This is a genomic window from Lysinibacillus sp. FSL K6-0102 (assembly GCF_038003545.1).
Classification (GTDB): domain Bacteria; phylum Bacillota; class Bacilli; order Bacillales_A; family Planococcaceae; genus Lysinibacillus; species Lysinibacillus capsici.
Genome location: NZ_JBBOPH010000001.1, coordinates 3,521,483 through 3,544,119 on the forward strand (window position 1 = coordinate 3,521,483; position 22,637 = coordinate 3,544,119).

24 protein-coding genes and 1 other annotated feature are annotated in these 22,637 nt (G+C 37.3%); of the genes, 8 read left to right on the forward strand and 16 right to left on the reverse strand.

What is annotated here, in order from left to right; all coding sequences use genetic code 11:
- Positions 1–2 precede the first annotated feature (2 nt).
- Both pheS and NYE73_RS17895 read right to left on the reverse strand, forming a co-directional pair.
- Complete coding sequence (gene pheS, locus NYE73_RS17890) at positions 3–1,040, reverse strand: phenylalanine--tRNA ligase subunit alpha (RefSeq protein WP_004226385.1); 1,038 nt, start codon at positions 1,038–1,040, stop codon at positions 3–5.
- 59 nt (positions 1,041–1,099) lie between these two features.
- Positions 1,100–1,340, reverse strand: a binding site (T-box leader).
- A 90-nt stretch (positions 1,341–1,430) separates the two neighbouring features.
- Positions 1,431–2,195, reverse strand: coding sequence for a TrmH family RNA methyltransferase (locus NYE73_RS17895; RefSeq protein WP_103118623.1), 765 nt, complete (start codon positions 2,193–2,195; stop codon positions 1,431–1,433).
- A 172-nt stretch (positions 2,196–2,367) separates the two neighbouring features.
- Here NYE73_RS17895 and NYE73_RS17900 point away from each other — a divergent pair, with 172 nt between their 5' ends.
- On the forward strand, positions 2,368–2,763 hold the full coding sequence (locus NYE73_RS17900; protein ID WP_048393654.1) for a (deoxy)nucleoside triphosphate pyrophosphohydrolase: 396 nt from the start codon (positions 2,368–2,370) through the stop codon (positions 2,761–2,763).
- Between the two features lie 7 nt (positions 2,764–2,770).
- Here the strand turns inward: NYE73_RS17900 and NYE73_RS17905 are convergent, their stop codons facing one another.
- The 3 genes from NYE73_RS17905 to NYE73_RS17915 all read right to left on the reverse strand — a co-directional run bounded on the left by NYE73_RS17905 (position 2,771) and on the right by NYE73_RS17915 (position 6,039).
- Entirely contained in the window at positions 2,771–3,748 is a 978-nt protein-coding gene (locus NYE73_RS17905) for a sensor domain-containing diguanylate cyclase (RefSeq protein WP_259948419.1), read from the reverse strand.
- Positions 3,749–3,772: 24 nt separating this feature from the next.
- Entirely contained in the window at positions 3,773–4,564 is a 792-nt protein-coding gene (locus NYE73_RS17910) for an alpha/beta fold hydrolase (protein WP_048393651.1), read from the reverse strand.
- A gap of 125 nt (positions 4,565–4,689) precedes the next feature.
- Complete coding sequence (locus NYE73_RS17915) at positions 4,690–6,039, reverse strand: FAD-binding oxidoreductase (RefSeq protein ID WP_259948425.1); 1,350 nt, start codon at positions 6,037–6,039, stop codon at positions 4,690–4,692.
- Positions 6,040–6,193: 154 nt separating this feature from the next.
- Between NYE73_RS17915 and NYE73_RS17920 the strand changes: the two genes are divergently transcribed.
- From NYE73_RS17920 to NYE73_RS17930, 3 genes are all read left to right on the forward strand, one after another.
- The gene (locus NYE73_RS17920; RefSeq protein ID WP_259948428.1) at positions 6,194–7,603 is read left to right on the forward strand and encodes a LysM peptidoglycan-binding domain-containing protein; all 1,410 of its coding nucleotides are present in this window, start codon (positions 6,194–6,196) and stop codon (positions 7,601–7,603) included.
- A gap of 131 nt (positions 7,604–7,734) precedes the next feature.
- Positions 7,735–7,899, forward strand: a complete 165-nt coding sequence (locus NYE73_RS17925) for a YfhD family protein (protein ID WP_004226371.1) — start codon at positions 7,735–7,737, stop codon at positions 7,897–7,899.
- Positions 7,900–7,912: 13 nt separating this feature from the next.
- The gene (locus tag NYE73_RS17930; RefSeq protein WP_004226369.1) at positions 7,913–8,104 is read left to right on the forward strand and encodes an H-type small acid-soluble spore protein; all 192 of its coding nucleotides are present in this window, start codon (positions 7,913–7,915) and stop codon (positions 8,102–8,104) included.
- Positions 8,105–8,149: 45 nt separating this feature from the next.
- Here the strand turns inward: NYE73_RS17930 and NYE73_RS17935 are convergent, their stop codons facing one another.
- Positions 8,150–10,294, reverse strand: coding sequence for a bifunctional diguanylate cyclase/phosphodiesterase (locus tag NYE73_RS17935; RefSeq protein WP_233732137.1), 2,145 nt, complete (start codon positions 10,292–10,294; stop codon positions 8,150–8,152).
- 198 nt (positions 10,295–10,492) lie between these two features.
- Positions 10,493–11,020 (reverse strand): RNA polymerase sigma factor, encoded by a 528-nt coding sequence (locus NYE73_RS17940; RefSeq protein ID WP_259948431.1) that lies wholly within the window; start codon positions 11,018–11,020, stop codon positions 10,493–10,495.
- Between the two features lie 238 nt (positions 11,021–11,258).
- Between NYE73_RS17940 and sspI the strand changes: the two genes are divergently transcribed.
- Together sspI and NYE73_RS17950 are read left to right on the forward strand one after the other, a co-directional pair.
- Positions 11,259–11,468 carry a small acid-soluble spore protein SspI gene (gene sspI, locus NYE73_RS17945; RefSeq protein ID WP_004226361.1) on the forward strand — a complete coding sequence of 70 codons (210 nt, stop codon included), beginning with the start codon at positions 11,259–11,261 and terminating at the stop codon, positions 11,466–11,468.
- A gap of 79 nt (positions 11,469–11,547) precedes the next feature.
- Positions 11,548–12,927 (forward strand): FAD-binding oxidoreductase, encoded by a 1,380-nt coding sequence (locus tag NYE73_RS17950; protein ID WP_259948432.1) that lies wholly within the window; start codon positions 11,548–11,550, stop codon positions 12,925–12,927.
- A 47-nt stretch (positions 12,928–12,974) separates the two neighbouring features.
- Here NYE73_RS17950 and NYE73_RS17955 read toward each other — a convergent pair whose 3' ends face one another.
- The 9 genes from NYE73_RS17955 to argF form a co-directional block, all read right to left on the reverse strand.
- Positions 12,975–13,487, reverse strand: coding sequence for a GNAT family N-acetyltransferase (locus NYE73_RS17955; RefSeq protein WP_048393639.1), 513 nt, complete (start codon positions 13,485–13,487; stop codon positions 12,975–12,977).
- A gap of 15 nt (positions 13,488–13,502) precedes the next feature.
- A complete protein-coding gene (locus tag NYE73_RS17960; RefSeq protein WP_048393636.1) occupies positions 13,503–14,216 on the reverse strand; it encodes an amino acid ABC transporter permease in 714 nt (237 codons plus the stop codon).
- 12 nt (positions 14,217–14,228) lie between these two features.
- A complete protein-coding gene (locus tag NYE73_RS17965) occupies positions 14,229–14,933 on the reverse strand; it encodes an amino acid ABC transporter permease (RefSeq protein ID WP_048393635.1) in 705 nt (234 codons plus the stop codon).
- Positions 14,934–14,957: 24 nt separating this feature from the next.
- Positions 14,958–15,782 (reverse strand): transporter substrate-binding domain-containing protein, encoded by an 825-nt coding sequence (locus tag NYE73_RS17970; protein WP_048393633.1) that lies wholly within the window; start codon positions 15,780–15,782, stop codon positions 14,958–14,960.
- A gap of 20 nt (positions 15,783–15,802) precedes the next feature.
- The gene (locus NYE73_RS17975; RefSeq protein WP_004226351.1) at positions 15,803–16,081 is read right to left on the reverse strand and encodes a glutaredoxin family protein; all 279 of its coding nucleotides are present in this window, start codon (positions 16,079–16,081) and stop codon (positions 15,803–15,805) included.
- A 13-nt stretch (positions 16,082–16,094) separates the two neighbouring features.
- Entirely contained in the window at positions 16,095–17,108 is a 1,014-nt protein-coding gene (locus NYE73_RS17980; protein WP_259948435.1) for an LLM class flavin-dependent oxidoreductase, read from the reverse strand.
- Between the two features lie 45 nt (positions 17,109–17,153).
- The gene (locus NYE73_RS17985; protein WP_259948437.1) at positions 17,154–18,482 is read right to left on the reverse strand and encodes an LLM class flavin-dependent oxidoreductase; all 1,329 of its coding nucleotides are present in this window, start codon (positions 18,480–18,482) and stop codon (positions 17,154–17,156) included.
- 143 nt (positions 18,483–18,625) lie between these two features.
- Positions 18,626–19,522, reverse strand: coding sequence for a LysR family transcriptional regulator (locus NYE73_RS17990; protein WP_259948439.1), 897 nt, complete (start codon positions 19,520–19,522; stop codon positions 18,626–18,628).
- 297 nt (positions 19,523–19,819) lie between these two features.
- Complete coding sequence (gene argF / locus NYE73_RS17995; protein WP_048393624.1) at positions 19,820–20,785, reverse strand: ornithine carbamoyltransferase; 966 nt, start codon at positions 20,783–20,785, stop codon at positions 19,820–19,822.
- A gap of 242 nt (positions 20,786–21,027) precedes the next feature.
- Between argF and NYE73_RS18000 the strand changes: the two genes are divergently transcribed.
- Together NYE73_RS18000 and NYE73_RS18005 are read left to right on the forward strand one after the other, a co-directional pair.
- Entirely contained in the window at positions 21,028–21,474 is a 447-nt protein-coding gene (locus NYE73_RS18000) for a MarR family winged helix-turn-helix transcriptional regulator (protein ID WP_048393621.1), read from the forward strand.
- 22 nt (positions 21,475–21,496) lie between these two features.
- Positions 21,497–22,495 carry a serine hydrolase domain-containing protein gene (locus tag NYE73_RS18005; protein WP_259948442.1) on the forward strand — a complete coding sequence of 333 codons (999 nt, stop codon included), beginning with the start codon at positions 21,497–21,499 and terminating at the stop codon, positions 22,493–22,495.
- Positions 22,496–22,637 lie beyond the last annotated feature (142 nt).

Sequence of the window (22,637 nt, forward strand, 5' to 3'; positions counted from 1 at the left end):
CCTTACGCTTCTGTTCGCTCGAATTGTGATAAGAAGCGAGTGTCACTTGTATAGAAATGACGAATATCGTCAACACCATATTTCAACATCGCAATACGTTCTGCACCAATACCAAATGCAAATCCAGAAACTTTCTTTGGATCATAGCCAGCCATTTCTAATACGTTTGGATGCACCATACCTGCTCCTAGAATCTCAATCCAGCCAGTGCCCTTACATACGTTACAGCCTGCTCCACCACATTTGAAACAAGAGATATCCATCTCTACTGATGGCTCAGTAAATGGGAAGAAGCTCGGACGTAGTCGAATTTCGCGGTCCGCACCAAACATTTTTTTCGCTAACGTATCTAATGTTCCTTTTAGGTCACTCATGCGAATATTTTCGCCAATGACTAAACCTTCAATTTGCATAAACTGATGTGAATGTGTTGCATCATCATTATCACGTCGGAATACTTTACCAGGACAAATTATGCGAATCGATTCACCTTTTTTGGCTTCCATCGTACGAGCCTGTACTGGTGAAGTATGGGTACGTAATAATATTTCCTCGGAAATATAGAACGAATCTTGCATATCACGAGCTGGATGACCTTTTGGTAAATTTAGTGCTTCAAAGTTATAGTAATCCTTCTCCACTTCTGGACCTTCAGCAATTTCATAGCCCATTCCAATAAATAAATCTTCAATTTCTTCAATGACACGTGTTAAAGGGTGACGGTTCCCCACTTTAATTTCACGACCTGGTAAAGTGACATCAATCGACTCACTCGCTAATTTTTCAGCAATGGCTGCCTCTTCCAACACGGTAATCTTTGTTTCTAATACTGCCGTTACATTTTCACGAACATTATTCACTAAAGCACCCATTTTCGGACGTTCTTCAGCTGATAATTTGCCCATCCCTTTTAGTAAATCAGTGATAGGTCCTTTTTTTCCTAAATACGCAACACGTACTTCATTCAATTCTTTTAAATTTGCAGCTGCTTCAATTTTAGCAAGTGCTTCTTGCTCTAATTGTTTTAATTGCTCTTCCATGTTAAAACCTCCTCAGAAAATAAATGCCTGCTTTTTAGGCATAAAAAAACTCGCCCCTAAAAAGGGACGAGGACATTTTCGCGGTACCACCCTAGTTATTGCAAAGCAAAGCCTTACAATCACTTCATTGACATAACGACTTGATAAAGCCGGCTTACCTTTACAGCAGTACACTGGTCCCGGTAGCTGCTCGCGGGCTGAATTCAAAACTGCATTGATACGGCGTTGGCTCTCAATCTCTGGCCTACGCTCCCTGTCGTCCATTCACAATCTTTACTACTTCCCGGTCAAAGCATTTATTATTTAAACATACATTTTAGAATAAATTATACAATAATGGACTGTAGCAAATCAAGAGACAACTGCCTCAATCCCACAATGAGCAATTAATTATTTGGCAAAGCCATATAAAACAATACCTGTTGCTACTGCGACGTTTAATGATTCGGCCTGTCCAAAAAGAGGAATGATCATATTTTGATCTGTCATCGCTAATAACTGAGGCTGAATGCCACTTCCTTCATTCCCCATAATAATCGCAAATGCACCCGTATGCTGAATATCACTATACGGCACCGCTTCCTCATCTAATGCAGTACCAAATACTGGTACACCTTGATCCTGTAATATATCTATCCATTCTGCTAAATCTCCACGCACTACCGGAATATGGAAATGCGAACCTTGAGCAGCACGTAGTGTTTTAGGATTATAAAGATCGGCACAGCCTTTTCCTAAAATTACAGCATCTAAACCTGCAGCATCTGCTGTACGAATCATTGTTCCAATGTTACCAGGATCTTGGACAGCATCAATTAATAACACTTTTCGCCAAGTAGTCATCAAATTATCCTCTAAGACGGGCTGTTTACATACAGCAAAAACACCTTGGGAAGTTTCTGTCTCCGCAAATTCCTTCGCTACCGCAGTCGATACCTCTACAATAGCTATATCATCGATTGGCCATAACATTGGCAAATCGATACCTTCACGCACTATAATTTGTAATACTTGGTTTTTATTTTTTAATGCTTCTTCAACAAGATGAAAGCCCTCTACTAGGAATTCACCCGAACGTTCACGCTCTTTTCTTGTTGTCGCTAACTTTTTCCAATATTTCACTAACGCATTTTGCGTAGATTCAATTCTCTTCATCGCTACCTCTTACCGCCTTTTTCCTATATATTGACCACTATTATACCCTACGAAATAGCAAATTTCATAGCTAAGTAAGAAAACTGTTATTTTCCTGTGGTGGCAAGTGGCGTACAACTTAAACATGCTATAATCATACATATCTAACGAAGACACAAAGTGAGGTATATAAATGAAAAAAACAATACATGTAGTAGGGGCTATAATTGAAAATGAGCAACAAGAAATTTTCTGTGCTTTAAGAAACCCCCAAATGGTATTAGCAAATTATTGGGAATTCCCTGGCGGTAAAATAGAGCAGGGTGAAACACCAAAACAGGCACTTTCTCGAGAAATTCTTGAGGAATTTAACTGTACGATTCAAGTAGGTAAACAAGTGGCTGTAACACTCCATGAATACGAACAATTTTTCGTTCATTTAGAAACATACAAAGCTTCAATTATTAAAGGCACTCCCCAAATTCTAGAACATGCTGAAGCAAGATGGGTTCCCCGCAACCAATTGCTTGACCTTCCATTTGCTCCAGCAGATCTTCCTTCTATTCAAAAATTAATGGCGGAATTGTAAAGGCTAGTCACTTTATCTCATGAAAATGAGTGACTTTGTTTCGTCCGTGCTCTTTCGATCCATACAATGCTTTATCTGCTTTTTTTATCAATGTCGTCTCTGTATCTTCTGAAGTTACTGTGGCAATTCCCATACTGATCGTAAGACTGCCTGTTGGCCAACCATCCTGCTCCACGGTGTGTCTAATTTTTTCGCCGATTTCTTTTGCCGCAGGTATCTCGGTCTCAGGTAGGATGATAATAAACTCCTCCCCACCATAACGAGCGACGATATCTTCTAGACGTACTTGTATTTGTAATAGTTGTGCCAATTGTACGAGGACATCGTCTCCAACTTGATGACCATATGTATCATTGACCTTTTTGAAATGATCGATATCTAAAATGCATAACGAAAAAGTTTCTGCTGTCTCATGAAAATGATTAAAATGTTTTTCGAGTTGTTCCTGGAAAAATCTCCTGTTTTTCAAGCCGGTCAGTTTATCAGTCATTGATAATTCTACTAAAGCAGCATTCATTTCCAATAATTTCGCCTGCTGATGTTCTATTTCTACATGAATTTGCTCCAAATTAGCTAATGCACGATCCTTTTCTTGATAGGCAGCCTCAAGTAGTTTTTTGGCTGATCGTAATTCTTGTTCATAATCTATGCGCTTTTTCATCTTTACTAAAATACAATCAATGCGCTCTACCAAATCCTCTTTGTACAATTTGGCATTCATTAAAAACGGAACCGACATTCCGTCCTTCTGTTTGAGATGAATGAATAATTCCTCTACTTGCCCCTCTAGATTAATCATAGGATAAAAATAAGAGTGAAAAATCATCTTATTGGGCGTAGATAGAAGAATTTCTAGATGCATATGTAATAATTCCTCTTGCTCATAGCCGATCCAATCTAGCAGGGTTCGATTGATTTCTGAAATAAGCCCTTCATGTGTGATGGAAAGAAATCCACATGGTGCATTGTTGAGTCGTTTTTCCATTGTTGAAAATCCTTTCATTTTTCCCTACAAAAAATCTGCAATACATTGTATCGTTTCATTTGGGTGACTAATATGTGGATAATGACCTTTTGCTTCCATTAATTGTAACGTGCTATTTTTGAGATGCTGATGCAAATAATCTCCAACACTACTTGGCACAATACTATCTTCCGAGCATTGGATAATTAACGAAGGAACAGAGACCTTTGGTAATTCACTTCGATGATCAGATAAAAATGTGACCTCAGCAAATTCCTTTGCAATGATAGGGTCTGCTGCTATAAAGGTTTGCTTCAATTCCTGTGTTAATGCTGGCTGTTCAGGATTACTCATTGCAATAGGTGCCATATAGCTAGCCCAACCTGTAAAGTTCATTTCCATCATGTCTAGTAACTCTGCTATATCACTTCGCTCAAATCCCCCTCGATAACCATCATCATTTAAATAACAGGGAGAAGGACCAATCATAATCAATTTCTTAAAATAGTCAGGGTGCTGGATAGATGCGAGCAGTCCTATCATGGCACTAATGGAATGCCCTACAAAAATACTATTTTGTAATGATAGCGTTTCAATAATGTCCAATAAATCTTGTACATAGCCCTGTAACGATTGATATTTTTCTGATGAATAGGCATTTATATCTGAGTTACCTGAGCCTACATAATCGAATAATATAATCTTATATTTGTCCATAAATGCAGGCGTAATGAAACGCCACATATTTTGATCACAGCCAAATCCATGTGCAAAAATAAGCGGTTGATCCCCTTGTCCGAGTATTGTTACATTATTACGAACAACAATATTTTCCATTCCAATCAATCCTTTTAGAAATATATGTAATAGTTTTATTGTGACCCCTTAAACAGTATTTATCAAGCTAAAACGTGAAAATCAATAAGGAGCAGGATTGCCACTTCACCTGCTCCATTCTCCAGCTACAACCACTTCCTAATAGGTGGGATACTCTGCTGAAATTGAAATACATTATACGGATCATATTTTGTTTTCACTTCACGAAGCCTTCTAAAATTACGTCCGTAATAGGCTGTATGCCAGTCCTTAATATATCGATCTGGAAAATTCACATAATCACCAGACGTATAAGGTGATAAAGCTTGACGTAAATTTTCTACCCACTTAATATTTTGTTCTTCCTCTTTCGGTTTTTTCCAGGAAGTATTATATTCTTGAGCTATTATCGCATTGCGATAGTAATAGGCTGTATGCTGGGGAGCAATTTCACCTACTGCTCCTCTTAAAGACTGTTGCCATATTGTTGTATTTGAATTAGGTGCATGGGCTAAAAATTCTTTCATCCTCTGAATCGCCTTATATGGAAACGGTCTCTCCAAAAATGACCCTGATCTTTTTCGATAGGCAGGCTGATTACCGCTTGGTAAATCAAAAAATTCTATTGCCTTGCTATATGGCACTTCCTTTATCCAAATACTTGTTGGCAAGCCTATTTTTCTAAGAGGGCGAAGCAATTTCTTTAATTCAGCTGCTGTTCCTATAAACTCACCTTGTGCGACTATCTCACCTACTTCCTTTGTTTTTAGCTCAATCTGTGAGGTTAGACGCTTATCTGTATAGGGAGCCCATTTTTGCCATGCATCAAAGGCCACTTCAAAGTCATCCCATCCCCATGTAATAGAGAACAGTGATACCTCATTAATCGCATGAAGCTTGAATGTCAAAGAAGTGACTATACCAAAATTGCCTCCTCCTCCACCACGACTTGCCCAAAACAAATCATGATGTTGTTGCTTATTCGCTCTGATTACCTGAGCACCCTCATGTTCACTAGCTACCACCGTTTCGATTTCAATAAGATTGTCACAAGTTAATCCAAATGGTCGTGATAGCATCCCAATCCCACCACCAAGGGTCAAACCGACCACCCCAACACTACTTTCTGTACCAGCAGGAATGGTAACACCATGCTCCCATAATGTACGGTATACGTTTCCCATATTAGCTCCAGCATCAATTCTAGCCGTCATTTCTGATAGATTTACCGAAATATCATTCATATCACTTACATCAATGACAAGCCCTTTATTTACTAAAGAAAAATTTTCATAGCTATGACGACCACTTCGAATTCTGAAAGGCTCATTGTTTTCTCTAGCCCATTTTAAGGCATTAACCACATCTTTCGTTTTTTGACAAAACACAATGACACTCGGATATTTGGGATTATTTAAATTATTATTCGTTCTCGCTTGTTCATAATCCGAATCTTCAGGCGTGACGATTCTTCCTGTGAGCTTCGCCTTTTTCAACATCAAGCCCCTTTCTCACAATGATACTTATCCTATGCAACTCATTGATAAAGAATTTAAAATTTCAGCTTTTTTCTAGAATCACACTAAAATACTCTTTTTCACACTTGAAACATATGATGCACTAATAACAACAACGTGTTGGAGGTGTTCTATGCTTATCCATGTGGTAAGTGCTGGCGAAACACTGTGGCAAATCGCTAATCGTTATGCCGTACCCGTTCAATCTATTAGCCAATTAAATGCATTAACTACTCCTGATCAATTAGCCATCGGACAATCACTGGTTATCCCTTCTCCTTATACAATTTATACCGTTCAAAAAGGAGATACGTTATGGTCAATAGCACAAAAATTTAGCGTTCCCTTGCAATCTATCATATTAGAAAATCATCTAACGAATCCCGATCAATTAACACCAGGAACGAAATTAATTATTCCACCCATTGTTCATATCGTGCAGCCAGGTGAAACTTTATGGCAAATAGCACAGCGCTATGGTACGACCGTTCAAGCCATTGCTATAGAAAATAAACTAAACAATCCCAATATGCTTTATGTTGGTTCACAATTGATGATTCCAAGAAAATTACCAACGATTGAAGTCAATGCTTATTCCTACCAACCTTCAGATGAAGCTGTAGACTCCATTAATGCTATTGGTCATCTACTAACTTATTTTAGTCCTTTTGCTTATAAGATGAAGGAAGATGGGACATTACAACCCATTAATGATGAAAATATGATAGCGGCAGCAAAGGCTAAACATATTATCCCTATGTTAACGCTCACTAATTTTACTTCTACAGAAGAAGGCTCTAATTTAGCACATGTCGTCTTATCCAGTCCAGAGTTAAGTAAAAAGGTCATGAATAATGTATTACAGGTGATGCAAGATAAAGGTTATCAAGTATTAAATATTGATTTTGAAAATGTTTTACCTGCTGATCGCGAAAATTTCAATGCCTTTATTCAATTGGCTGTGGATACCCTTCATCCAAAAGGCTATTTAGTTTCAACAGCGCTCGCACCTAAAACAAGTGCTTCACAAACTGGGACATTATATGAAGCGCATGATTACGAAGCACATGGGAGAATAGCAGATTTTGTTGTATTAATGACATATGAATGGGGCTATCGTCTTGGCCCTCCACAAGCTATTTCCCCGATTAATGAAATGCGAAGAGTCGTGGAGTATGCTTTAACTGAAATACCAGCTGATAAAATCTTATTGGGTTTTGAGTTGTATGCGCGTGATTGGCTCTTGCCTCATGTCAAAGGCCAAGAAGCCGAAACGTTTAGCCCGCAGGAAGCGCTCAATAGGGCCATCAAGTACGGGGCAACAATCCAATATGATCCAACGGCACAATCTCCTTTTTATCGATATATTGATGAGCAAGGAAGGCAACACGAGGTATGGTTTGAAGATGCGAGAAGTGCACAAGCCAAATTTGACATGACTAAACATTACAACTTACGTGGCATTAGTTATTGGGCATTAGGATTCCCGTTTCCTCAAAATTGGGTTTTATTAAACGATAATTTTTCTGTTAAAAAATCTTAATACTCATTATTGTTCGCAATAAACAAAGAGCTATGCGAATTTTTCCTTGTGAAGTGCGATCTGTGCTGACGGGATAAAAAGTTCATTTCAAAGCCATATTAATTTATATCAACAGGAAAGGAGCAACTCACATGGGAAGAGACAATAAACAAGGTCAAAGCAATAATAAAGGCTCATTACCTCAAACGCCAAAAAACCAAAAGATTGCACCAAACAAGGTGAGTGAGGAATTTTCTCAAGAGTTTATGGAGCTAATTAACACAGTCACGCAAAATAAGAATAAGCAGAAAAAATAAGGGGGGGCTTCAGTTGGATTTTCAACGTGCACAAGAAATTGTCGCCTCACCTTTAGAATTTGAAGTGAGCTATAATGGTGTTTCCATCTGGATCGATCAGCTCCACGATGATGAAAAAACAGCGACAGTTCACCTACGCCGTTCTTTAGAAGAGCGATCTGAAGTAGCTATATCCGAATTAAAAGAAGAATATCTCGTTCACTAAACAGCAAGAACCTGCTTACTCAATAGCAATAAGCAGGTTCTTTTTTTAAATACTATAATCTTCAATATATTGAAGTTGTGTTAATACTTCCTCCACACGATGATGTAAATCTTTATAGGTTTCCGTAATTTGCTGTGGGGATATTGGCTTACTGAATAGATAGCCCTGAATATAATCACAGCCACCATCTATTAGAAAAGATAATTGCTCCACTTCTTCAATGCCCTCTGCCACAACCTTCAAACGTAAATGTTTAGCCATCGAAATAATCATGGAAACAAGTGCTTCATCATTTGGATTATGTGGCACGTTTCTCACAAATGTTCGGTCAATTTTTAAACAATCAATTGGGAATTCCTTTAAATAAGATAGAGAGGAATAACCTGTTCCAAAATCATCTACAGCAATTTGGATGCCTAATGCCTTTAACTCATGTAATAGCTGTGTCATTTGATCAATATTCATCGTCATACTTTCTGTAATTTCTAATTGTAAAAATGACGGATCTAAATTGGTACGATGTAAAATATCTTGTACCATTTCTACTAAATCCTGTTGAAATAACTGGCCAAGTGATAAATTCACTGCCACTTTCATCGGAGGTAAGCCTTGTTTCTCCCATATTTTCGCTTGAGTGCATGCGTTTTCTAAAATCCATTTACCTAGCGGGATAATAAGGCCACATTCTTCAGCAATAGGAATAAAGACATCAGGTGGAACAAAGCCCCGAGTTGGATGACGCCAGCGAACCAAAGCTTCGACCGATTCAATGGTGCCTGTTTTTAAGTTGACCTGTGGTTGATAGTCTAAATAAAATTCATTATTGGCTAACGCATTATGTAAGTCTTGCTCTAACAATATTCGATCTGCAATACCTTTAGACATGTACGGTTTATAAAAAAGAAATCTTTGAGGTATTTGTCTAGCTTCTCGCATCGCTAACTGTGCATGCATTAATAGCTCTTCACCAGTCCATTGCTCCTCATAGAGAGCAATCCCAATATTTAGACTGCCATTCAATGAAAATAATTGGACCTGTAAAGGATCTGTCATGGCACTTTTAAGATTTAAGCAAAATTGTAGTAGTTCCTCAATCGTCTTTACATGGTCAATATAAATAACAAATTGTCCTTCACGCAGTTTAGTTGCAAAATAATGTGGAGGTACAATCGATTGAATTCGCTCTGCAACAAGTTTCATCATTTTATTAGAGTTACTAATCCCAATGGACGAACGAATCGCCGCAAAGCGATCAATTTCTATGGCAATGATAGCCTTTTGCGCTTTATGTTCATGTAAATTTTCTTTTAACGTCTTAAGTAAAAAATGTTCATTTGGCAACAATGTAATATCATCATGATAAGCTTGAAATCGAAGCTCTTTTTGAGATTGTTCAAGATCCTTTTTAATTTTCAACAGCTGCTGAAAGGGTTTTTCCACAGATGTATAATAAATCGCCTTTAGGAAAAAATAGAATGCTAAAAACTGATAGATCAGTGCTGAGAAATCCCATATCGCATTTTGATCTTGACTAACAATAAAGAAGACATCACTCACAATAAGGGAAATAGCTGCGCTAATTAGCCACATGGAACGCTTCGGTAATTTTTTTACATATGTACTAACAATAGCAATGGTTAAAATTTGAAGAATAATAGCAATTAAGTGTACCATATTATCAATCGTATCTAACCAATTTTTAGGCAATACTTTGGGCGAATAATAAGCCAGAAAAACGCTTCCTAGAACGAAAAGCATCGAACAACCATATGTCAGTATCCGATGATTCATGGTTAATCGCTTTTTAGGGTTTAAAATAATAAGTATAAATCCAATGGCTAAGTATAAACGTATTAATATATGTAGGGGCTCGTTCATAAAGTTCCATTCTCTAGATTGGCTAAAAAACAAGCTAACTAATTCTAATAAGGCAATAATGAAAAACATGTTTCCTATGTATAAAGTTTGATTGGATAATAAGTGTGAAAATACTAAATAGGATTGGATCGCAATTGCCATTGTAAAAACAATGATTAATATTTGTATCACCAATTTTATATCTTGATACATGTTACCTTGGAAAACACCATATATTTGATTGCTAAAGCTCAGTAATGGTATGACAAGTAATAAGGGTAATACCATGTACCAAATTTCTTTTTTCTCTATCTGATTAAACCATCTCTCCACTCCAAACCCTCCATACTACTATATAAACATTCACTAGGAAATTTTATCTATCTATATCGATTATTTAAATTTGAATTGTATATTTCTTTGACTTCTTACAAATCATAACACTTTTATCGGAATTTGTATGCACCTATGTGAAGTATGCTAATATTCATTTTATTTCAATATTAGCATACTTTTGATATTTTTAGTTCTTTATTCCACCTTGAAAAGTTGATGTTTCAATCTCTGGATGATTCTACCTCTTCTTTTTTTAATAGCAACAGCGGATAAGCCTAATGCATTAGCTATTTCTTGATCACTGTAACCTTCTACATAATAAAGTAGTAATATTTCTCTTTCTATTTGCTTAAGCTGAGACAACTTAATTTCAAGTAAGCTAGGATTTTTTTGATTGTCCCATCCCTCCATATTACTAAGAATAAAATTGAGTATTTCACCATCAACAACCGTTATTCGCTCTGAATAGTTTTTTTCCTTTGATAATTCATTTAGAATCTCACCTTTTATCGAAGAATAAAGATAAGCAGAAAATTGTCCCTTTGCTGGATCTGCTTTTAGCCATGCCCTCCATACCGCAATAGAAGCAATATGACGATAGTAATCAAAATCCTTGTAAATATGAAGCTGCGTAAAAATGGCTGTAATCATTGGTTGCACAGCCTCTAAAATTTCTTCAAAAGATTGTGTTAATGAAAGCTTGTGATTGTTGCGAATAGACATACCACTCTTCCTGTCAACTGTGCACAGTTCAATATTCCTAGGTAACACAATCTTAGACTGTCATGTTGCTTGAGAGCTAATGCCCATTTTCAACATTTCAGCGCGCAGAAAGAATAAAATGCCTGGCATATTTAGTCATAATTCCTCCAAAGTTATTGCAAAAATTATCTATTTTCTTTGGTATTTCATACATATTTAAACGATAGTTGGACAAATTACTACTAAGGAGGCGATATAGATGAATTTTCAAATAAGAGATGCAATTACAGCGAATGTACATGGTCAATCTGCCGCAGAATTCAAAGACATTGTGGAAGATGCTATTAATCGCGGAGAAGAGCATTTACTACCAGGGCTTGGGGTGTTTTTTGAAAAATGGTGGAAGCAATCCAGTCCATCAGAACAAGATGAATTTGTTCAAAAACTAGAAAAAGTATTTGCTAACTGATTTTTAATGAACTGTGCATTCCATTTCCAATAAATGCGTGATAAAGTTTTACTTATCAGAAAATTTTGGAGGGATTGGAATGACTGTTGCAGTAGAATTACTTGTCAATCAACTCAAACAGGTTTTATTAGAAGAACAAGTGTCAACAAACGAAACGGTACGACAGCTACATGGAAAGGATGAATCTCATCATATGATGAGATTACCTGATATCGTTGTCTTTCCCCGTTCCACAGCTGATGTCAGTGCCATCTTAAAAATTGCACATGCACAACGTGTACCAGTTGTACCATTCGGTGTTGGCTCCAGCTTAGAAGGAAACGCGATTCCTATTGCAAATGGTATTTCTATTGATTTCTCTGAAATGAATAAGATTTTAGAAGTTCGACCTGACGACCTTCTTGTAAAAGTTCAGCCTGGCGTCACTCGCTCTCAACTGAATAAGGAGTTAAAAAAACACGGTCTACAATTCACAGTGGATCCAGGTGCAGATGCAACACTAGGTGGCATGGCTGCGACGAATGCTAGTGGTACGACTGCTGTGCGTTACGGTGTTATGCGTGATCAGGTTCGTGATTTAGAGGTTGTCCTTGCAGATGGCTCTGTCATCCATACAGGTAATTTAGCCGCGAAATCCTCTTCTGGTTACCATTTAAATGGTCTATTTGTCGGCTCTGAAGGAACACTTGGCTGCTTTACGGAGTTAACGTTAAAAGTGTATGGTATACCTGAATTTGTGACAGCGGGGCGAGCTGTTTTTGACACAGTTGGAGATGCTGTTAGTGCTGTTACCGCCTTATTACAGGCTGGTATTTCAATTGGTCGAGTGGAATTGGTCGATGAATCCTCTATGAAGCAGGCCAATGTCTATAACGATACATCCTTTAGCGAAAAACCAACATTGTTTTTAGAATTCCACGGAAACGAAGCGGGTATGCATGCGGACATCGCATTTGCTACAGAAATTTTTGAGGACTACAGCTGTCTATCCGTCGAATTCGAGCAAGATAATGCTGCTCGTAATAAGCTTTGGGAAGCACGACATTCTTTAGCCTATGCATATATTCATGCTTATCCTGGTAAGAAGCTCATGTCAACGGATGTCTGTGTACCAATCTCTGTGCTTGCTGAAACCATTTTATATGCACGAGAACAGCTTGATCATGTTGGACTCGCAGGTGGGCTTGTGGGCCACGTGGGCGATGGAAATTTCCATGCACTTTTAATGTTAAATCCAAATGACGCCGAGGAACAGGCAAAAGCGGATCGCTTCAATGAACAAATCGTGCAATATGCATTACTTCGAGGTGGCACATGTACGGGCGAGCATGGTGTTGGCATTGGCAAAATGAAATACCAAGCCACTGAGCATGGTACCTCTTTAGTCGTCATGAAAAGCATAAAAGCAGCGCTTGATCCACTTAACATTATGAATCCAGGAAAGATTTTCACACTATAATTAACATTAAAACCCGCTGATTGACTAGAGCATCAGCGGGTTTATCATTATAAATCATAACGGAAGCTCTTGACTAATATATCTCCCTTGTAAAATTCCTTCGACTCATCTCGCACAAAACCTAATGATAAGTAAAGATTTATGGCAGCCTGCATCATATCACCTGAGTGTAAATAAAGTGCCTGATCCTGTCTCTTTCTAGCAAAGGCAAAACTTTCATTTAATAATTTCTTAGCAACCCCTTGTCCTCTTCCTTTTGGATGCACACCTAATAAGCGCACAATCGTCGATTGAATATTTAGCTCCGGCAAACCATACGCTTTCCCTGCATCTGTAAATAGTTGTAATCCACCTAATATGTCATCTCCGCGTTTTGCAATAAGAATTGTCTCTGCATTCGGATTACCAACCGAAGCACGGATATCACTTAAATATGATTGCCAGCGCTCTGGGTCTTCATAGTCCTTTTCATATTGCGCATAGCTCTCAACTAAAACTTCAAGATAGCTTGCATAATCTTCCTTTTGTAAATGTTCAATCACAATGTCTGCTACTGTCATTCTAATTTCCCCTTTCTATGATGAAAAACCGCCTTTACTATAGGCTGTTACTCTTATTTCAATACGGTGTGAAACCCATTCTACTATGATTGAAATTACCCAATAAATAAGACCAACAGCAATAAATGACTCTAAAAACTTTAAGTTCATGGAAGCAATAATATTTGCCACACCGGTCAATTCTTTAATGGATAGGAAAAATGCTAATGATGTAGCATGTAAAAAACCAATAAAAACATTCGTCAAGTTGGGAATAGATTGCCCAAATGCTTGTGGTAAAATATAACGTCGCATCGCTTGAGGAAATGTTAATCCAATCGCATATGCTGCTTCTAATTGTCCTTTAGGTACAGCTAATATCCCTGAACGAATAATTTCTGAGGCATAAGCCCCTGCACTAAGTGTTAAGGCTAGTATGACAAAAAATAATATAGGAATAGAATTTGATTGTATCTTTAAATGAAGCAAATTAGCTACACTATCAACTAGCATTGGCAAGCCAAAATAAACGAGCATGATATGCATAATGATAGGTGTTCCTCTGAAAAATGAAACATAAAAATTAAGTACAGATGAGACTATTTTTATCTGTTGAATGCGCACGAAAGCTACAATTATGCCAATAACGATTCCTAATAAAACAGGTGTAATAGTCATGAATAAGGTTAACGGTATTACTTTACTAATTTCTCGTAATGCTTCTACTATAAAAGCGATATCAATGGTCATAGCATATTCCCCCTATTGTGAAGCAAGCTCCTTTGGCATATAGCGATTAAAATAGCGTTCATTAAATTTAAATACTTTTTCAAGGATTATCACGATGACATAGTAAACAATTGACAAAGCTACATAGATTTCAAACGCTCGTGTCGTAGAAGCAATCAAGGTTTCTCCCCTCCCCACCATATCCATTACACCGATGGAGAATGCTAACGATGTATCTTTTAATGAACTAATCATTGTATTTGCTATATTTGGAAAAGCAACACGTATTGCCTGTGGAAAAACGATTCGCATAAAAGCCTGTGATCCACTTAAGCCTACTGAATAGGCCGCCTCCATTTGACCCCGATCAACGGTTAAAATTGCTGCACGAAATATTTCGGCAAAGGCTGCCGCATTGCTGAATGTGTACGTAATAATAACAAAATACATTGCATCCATTCGTGTCACATCAATATGAATGAGCTTTAACAATGCGGGTATACCGTAAAATACTAAGAACAACTGCACTAAAATGGGTGTACCACGAATAAAGGATATATAGATTGTAATAATTTGCTTCAATATCGGTATGTGAAGTAGCTTTGGTATGGCTAGCACAATCCCAAGCATCATACCAAAAAGTATGGAGAATACTAGAATCTCGAAAGTTATGGGTAAATACTGAAGCAATGTTGGAAGTACTCTCGCAATTAGCACGACATCAAAGTTATTTTCCATACTGCCATCTTCCTTTCCTGTTCATTAGAAGTCTACTGTATAATCATCACCCAACCACTTTTTACTAAGCTCACTCACTACCCCCTCATTCTTTAATTCAACGATCGCTTCATCTAAGCGCTCCTGTAACTTCACTTCATCTTTATTGAGTAAAAAGTAGACCTTTGAATTTAATAATGCATCACCTACAACCTTTTGCTGTGCCTCATTGCTTTCGTTATAGTATCGAACAGCAAACGGTGTGGTAATAATAGCATCAATTCGTCCCGTTGCAAGTTGATTATTAACATCGACAGAGCCAGAAGAATAAACGATATTTGCTCCTAAATTATGCTCTTTATTATACTTTTCAATAAAAACAGCAGAATTACTTGTTGGTGAAACACTCACATTTTTCCCTTTTAAATCCTCAATGGATTGAATTGCATTATTTTTCTCGTTGACTGTCACCTTTAATGGGAAAACATTATACGGCTCTTTATTAAATAAAAACTTCTCTTCACGCTCACTATTAACTTCCATTTGATGGGCAATAAAATCTATTTTTCTTGTTTCTAAACTTAGTAATAAATTGGAGAATTCCATTGTTTTAAATTCAAACTCATATTCTGGTAGCTTCTCATCAATTGCACGAACAAGCTCTACATCATAACCAGTTAAATTTCCCTTGTCATCTAAAAAACAGATGTTTGGAAACTGAGTTCCCGTACCAACTATAATTTTTTGAACATCCTTGCCACTCTGTGCTGTTTTTTGAGCACTTGCGTCACCAACTGTTTTTTCTGAGTTTGCACACGCAGTTAATAGCGCTGCTAGCACAAGTAGCAAATAAAATGATATTTTTTTCATAAGATTCCTCTCTCCTTCTGTTATGCATATGAGGGTAGATTCACAGCAAGTGCCTTCTGTAGATGCTCTAAACCAATTGCTGTTACGGCTCTATAGATACCTGTTTCACTTGAACCAATTTCTACAACGGGTACATGTCGAACACCATACTTTATATCAAGGATGTCTCTAAAATTATCATTAGACGTGACATCAACTGTTTTGTAGGAAATATGTCGTTCTTGTAGATATGCTTTTATTTCCTCGCAATAACTACAACCTTGCTTCGACCAAATGATTATATCTAAACTTTTTGTCATATCATGACCTCCCTTAGATTACCTTCACCTTTTGCTGTAACTGCAAATGGACAGGACTTAAAAGCTCAAACGAACGTTGACGTTCAAATTCCTTCAAGATGGGCGTATGCAAAATAAATTCATCAATTTGGAATCGTACATGGTAGTCATCTAAATTGGCTCTAATGTCTTCTGCTGTACCGTATAAAATATCAGCCTCATACTGCTCCACCGTGTATTCCTCTCCAGATTCCTGACCAAATTTCTCTGCTAGCTCTACTGATTGTAGCGTCAGGCTTCTGCCACTTGCTAAATGCACTTTTGTAATTTTTTGATCTCCTATTAGCTTTTTCGCTTCCTCTTTACTTGGAGCAGCAAGTGCAGCAATGGAAATTGCAAAAGTACCGTTTGGATGATGACTGCGATAGATTGTAGCCGCTTGCGCCAAAACATCATTATCACTATTAATAAATCGAGCAAAGACAAATGCAATGCCGAGTTTTCCTGCAAGAGCAGCACTTTCAGGGCTAGCGCCAAGCAAAAATAATGTCGGCTTTGCCTTTGGAATCGGCGTTGCTTGTATGCCATATAATTCGTGCTCTTTTGGTATGGATTGCTCAATTAATTGCTGTAAAAATATTAGTCTCTCTTCAAAATCTTCCCCTTGATTGAGTGTGCCATATTGTAGAGCCTTCGTGGAAAGTTGCAAGCCACCAGGGGCTTTACCGATTCCTAAATCTACACGTCCTGGCTCCAATGATGCTAGAACATGGAAATTTTCCGCTACTTTATAGGGGCTATAATGCTGTAGCATAACCCCACCTGATCCAATTTGAATGGATTTGGTTTTAGCAAGTAAATAAGAAACCAATACTTCTGGAGAAGAACCTGCTAATGACTCTGTATGATGATGCTCCGATACCCAAAAACGTGAATAGCCTAACTGCTCAGCTCGTTGTGCTAAAGCCACCGTTTTTTGTAATGTTTGTTCATTGCTTGCTCCTTCAATAATAGGGCTTTGATCTAATATCCCTAATGTATAACTCATACAATCCCTCCTAATTTCTTTTATTCAAATAAATTTACTAGGTTTTTAGACAGACTGTTTAACATAGCGACTTTCCTTGAATGGTAAACCTAAATTCCCACGCAAAGTATCTGTCTCATAATCTTTACGATATAGCCCTCTTGCTTGTAAAATTGGCACTACTTTATCAACAAAATCTTCAAGAGCACCAGGTACTGTCACGCCAATAATAAAACCATCTGCTGCTTCCTTTTCAAACCATTCTTGTACAAGATCTGCTACTTGCTCAGCTGTCCCAAAAAAGGCTGTTTTTGGTGTCGCCTCGCGTAAAGCGACTTGACGTAATGTCAGACCCTCCTGCTTAGCATAACGTTTAATATAATCGGTTGTGCTTCTAAAGCTATTCGCTCCAATATCCCCTAGATCAGGAAACGGTGCATCCACATCGTATTGGGTAAAATCATGATGGTCGAAGTAACGTCCAAGATAAGCAAGAGCACGGTCTATGGAAACTAACTCAACAATTTCTTGATATTTCGCCTCTGCTTCCTCCACCGTATCGCCAATAATTGGTGATATACCTGGAAAAATCTTTACTTCTTCGGGATTTCGTCCAAATGTTGCCACCTCTTTTTTTACTCTCGAGTAAAATTTCTGTGCCTCTTCAATAGATGCCCCATGTGTGAAAATGGCATCTGCATCTTTTGCAGCTAATCGAATGCCTGCATCAGACGACCCAGCCTGGAAAATAACGGGCTGGCCTTGCTTTGTTCGACCAATATTGAGTGGTCCTTGGACTGAAAAATATCGCCCTTTATGATGTAATGTGTGTAATTTTTCTGGATCAAAAAATTGATCTTTGTTGACATCTGCAATAAACGCATCATCATCCCACGAGTCCCATAAGCCTTGGACAACCTCTAAGTATTCTTCCGCAATGAGATAGCGTTCTGCATGGCTAGGATGTTGGTCGATTGTTTTGTTATAGTTCAAAGCAGTACTTTCTAATGGTGTCGTTACAACATTCCATCCAGCACGCCCAGCACTAATATGATCTAATGAAGCGAATTGGCGTGCTACTGTAAATGGTTCGCTATAGGAAGTTGAGACTGTTCCAACTAACCCAATGTTTTTCGTCGCTACTGCTAAAGCCGATAAGATTGTAATAGGTTCAAATCGATTTAAAAAATGAGGGATGGATTTTTCGTTAATAAATAAACCATCCGCAATAAATGCTACATCAAATTTTCCCTGCTCTGCTTTCTGAGCCTGCTGAATATAGAAAGGTAAGCTTACACTTTGATTGCTCGCCACCTTTGGATGACGCCAACCAGAAATATTTCCTCCTACCCCATGAATAATTGCTCCAAATCGAATTTTATCCTGTCTAGCCATGTCAATTCCTCCTCAATCTTTATTTTACTAAACATAGTGGTTAAGTATGTTTTGTTGGATTGAGAATGATATTACCGTTCCTTTAGACGATATGCAATAGGTACAGTAATAGAAAAAATTTTATGTGGTGATAAAATTTTTTATCAATACGTGTCTCCTATGCTTTCAAAATGCTTAGCTGTTTCACAAATTGTCTGCCAAAAGGCTGATGGCAACGTCTCTTTCTCTTTATAGGTTAAAAATATATGTTGATTCATATCCAGCAAATGCTTAACGTCTATCTCCACAAATTCACCGCTTTCCAGTTCCTTTTTAATGCATAGATGTGGTAAAAAGCTTAGATAGTCTTTTGTCCGAATAAACTCTTTGGCAACTTCTAAATGATCTGTTCGTACCTCAATATTGGCTGCTACTCCCTCTACCTCGAACATTTTATGCACATAATTCCAATCAAACGCGCCACATTCAAAAAACACCATTTTCTGTTGAGCTAATTCTTTTGCTTGAATAAGTTGATTTAGTTGTAATGGGTGATCACGGTGTTTGACAAGTTTCACTGTATTGTTCAATAAAAGCTCGTTCTCAATGTCATCCCCATGTACATATTGAATAAAGCCTAGATGAATTTGGTGGCTTTGTAGCTTTTCTAAAATGTTTGTTGTGGAACCTGTAAATAATTGAAAACGCAAATAAGGAAATTGCTCTTTCCATTTAGGCAATGCATAGGCTAAAAAATACTGGGCTGTTACACCGTTTGCACCAATACATACCTCATCGGTCTCCTGCGTTTCTTCTAATTGCTTCTTTCCTTGCTGAAATGTTTGCACAATTTGCGTGGCAAATGGTAAAAAATCTTTCCCTTTCTCTGATACGCTCACACTTCTTCCATCTCGGTAAAATAACTCAACACCTAGCTCTCGTTCTAATGATTTAATACGTGCAGTTACAGTCGGCTGTGAAAGAAATAATGCATTGGCTGCTTTATGGATACTTTTGTAATGGACAACATATAAAAATGCCTCGATATGGTCTATATTCACGAGGAGTTCACTCCTTCATTACTTATTTAACCTATTATATAAATAATTCCTTGTATTCTCTATAACTTATAAGAAAACTATGTTTTATATTTTTGACAAAGAAAAAAAGTAACCCAGCGTCTCCCAGGTTACTTTACTATGTAGCGATGTAGCCATCCATCTTGACAACAAACATCGCACGTGGTGAACATCCCTCTGTCTGCCTACCACTTTTATGTTATTCACATGAACACCCTCTGTTGTCCATGTAAACTCTATCTATCGTACTTCTCAACTCGAGAAAGCATATGTCTCAATTTAAGCTAAAATCGATGCTAATACAGCTTTTTGAGCATGCAATCTATTTTCGGCTTGCTCAAAGATGTAAGAATTAGGTCCGTCAATAACTGAAGTCGCAACCTCTTCCTCACGATGTGCTGGTAAGCAATGTAAGAACATATAATTTGGTTTTGCATAGGCTACTAGCTCATCATTAATTTGATAGCCAGCAAAATCTTGTAAACGTTTTGCTGTTTCTTCCTCTTGACCCATAGATGTCCAAACATCAGCATAGACGACATCTGCATTTAATACTGCTTCAACAGGATCATTCGTGATCATAATCGTACTGCCATTTGCTGCCGCAATGGCCTGTGCTTTAGCGATGACTTCCCCATCACATTCATACCCTACAGGTGTCGCAACAGCTACATTCATGCCAACGTGTGCTGAAGCTACTACGAGTGAGTGTGCTACATTGTTGCCATCACCTACATAGGCAATTTTAAGTCCTTTTAACATGCCTTTATTTTCTGCAATCGTCTCTAAATCAGCTAATGCTTGGCAAGGATGATAAATATCCGTTAATCCATTGATGACAGGGATTGCTGCATGCTCTGCAAGCTCTTTGACCATTTTGTGAGAGTTTGCGCGAATCATAATGCCATCTAAATAGCCAGATAATACATGCGCTGTATCGTAAATTGATTCACCACGACCAATTTGCAAATCACGCGCATGCATAAACATGCTTTTCCCACCTAATTGATTCATACCAACTTCAAATGAAATACGTGTACGAGTTGAATGTTTCTCAAAAATCATACCAAGCGTTTTACCTTCTAGTAATCTTGGACATTTCCCCTCTTTTGTAATCATCTTAAGCTGTGTTGCTAATTCAATAAGATCCTGGACCTCTTGACTTGTATAGTCTAGCAAAGTTAGTAAATCTTTTCCCTTTAAACTAGACACTAACTTTAACTGTACTTCTTCGAGTAATTTCATAGCCTTCGCTCCTTATATCGTTGCTGTTGAAATTAGTATAACATGCATAAATATAAAATCAACTGAATTTTTATAATTAATCTTAATTATTATTCATTTGTTATTAAATGTGTCAAAAATTCGTCAAAGCGAATATTTATACATGTTTTCTTTTTTACTAAACATTCATATTCTTAAATAATTGCATTATAGTTTATATATATTTATAATTAATATACATTAACTATTGAGGCGGTGAAAAAATGGAAAAAGAGCTGATACAGCTGGTCAAAGAGCTGAACCAAGTAGAATATGAAACAAATGTGATGCTAACAGAAGAATTCTCCACCCTATTAGATGAAACATTAACTACAAAGCAGGCACTATTTTTAAGTCTTCTTCAAACACATGGCCCTTTGCAAACCTTCGAATTAGCAAAGTTGATGGGGACATCTGCTAGTGCTGTAAGTCAATTAGTAGGAAGATTAGAACAGGAGAGCTTTATAAAAAGAACCATAAATAAAAAGGACCGTAGAGAGATCATCATCGAGTTAGATACGCGGGGCTTTGATTATTTTCAAAAACAGGAAGAAATTGAACTAGCCATTATCAATAAATACTATTCACAGCTCTCTAAAGAGGATTTACTGCAATTAAAAGAAATATACACGAAACTCCATGCTATCGTCTCTAGCGATCAAAAAAATTAGAGATTGAAAAGGAGGAATATTTGTGGATTTAAATGATTTAAAAAAGGATATTTTTAAAATTGCTTATCCTTACGTAAAGACTCGTCCGAATGTAATCCTATCCATTGGTGTTATTTGTCGTAATCTAGATGCTGCTTTTATATTCAACGGCTCAAATGTCACATATGATAAAAAACCCTATGTCTATGAAATTGGGTCAATCTCTAAAGTTTTAACAACATCCATGTTTGGGGAAATGATTCGAGAAGGAATCTTGAAGATAGAAGATTCTATCGCCAAATACTTTTCTGAAATTCCCGATAATCACCCTGTAACTTTGAGGCATTTGGCAAATCACACATCTGGTCTACCGGGAATTGGTGTACTGAAGAACATCTATAATCTTTTTGATAGCCAAACGCCTCGTGACCCCTTTTGTCCCTACTCATTGAATGAGGTAATACAGTATTTTAAAACCCATACCCAGGAGCCTAAAGTTAAGTTTAGATATTCTAATGTAGGAATGGGCCTTTTAGGATATTTATTAGCAAATGAACTTCACACTGACTTTGAAACAGCCATTACTCGTAGAATCGTAGAACCTTTAAATTTAACGAATACCTTTATTTCTATCCCCCCCTCTAAAGAAAATACCGTATTGAAGGGATATTCTGTTCGGGGACATAACAAGCCCCCACTTGAAATGAATGAATTTATGGCAGCTGGCGCTATACGATCCACTGTTGATGATTTATTAAAATTTTTAAAAATACACATTGGCAATCAAAATTCAGGCTATCTATTAACACATCAAGCTACTCATACTATTTCAAAAGATGTAAGGATCGGATTAGGATGGGTACTTGAAGACGATATTATTTGGCATAACGGATCAACGAAAGGCTTCTCTAGTTATCTAGGATTTAATAAAAAACAGCAAACAGGTGTCGTGATTCTATCCAATTATCGATCCTCTATACTAGCAACAAACCCTCTTGAAATGGGGAAAAATATTCTACAGCTTTTGCAAAATTCTTTATAGCGAAAATGGGGTGTTTCTTGAATGGTATAAACGGGAATACCCTATTCTTCACAAGAACTACTTGTAGCTCCTATACATAGCTTGAAACCTGTCAACCTTTACTCATTCTTAATAGTTCTATGCTTGTTAAACGCTTCTAGAA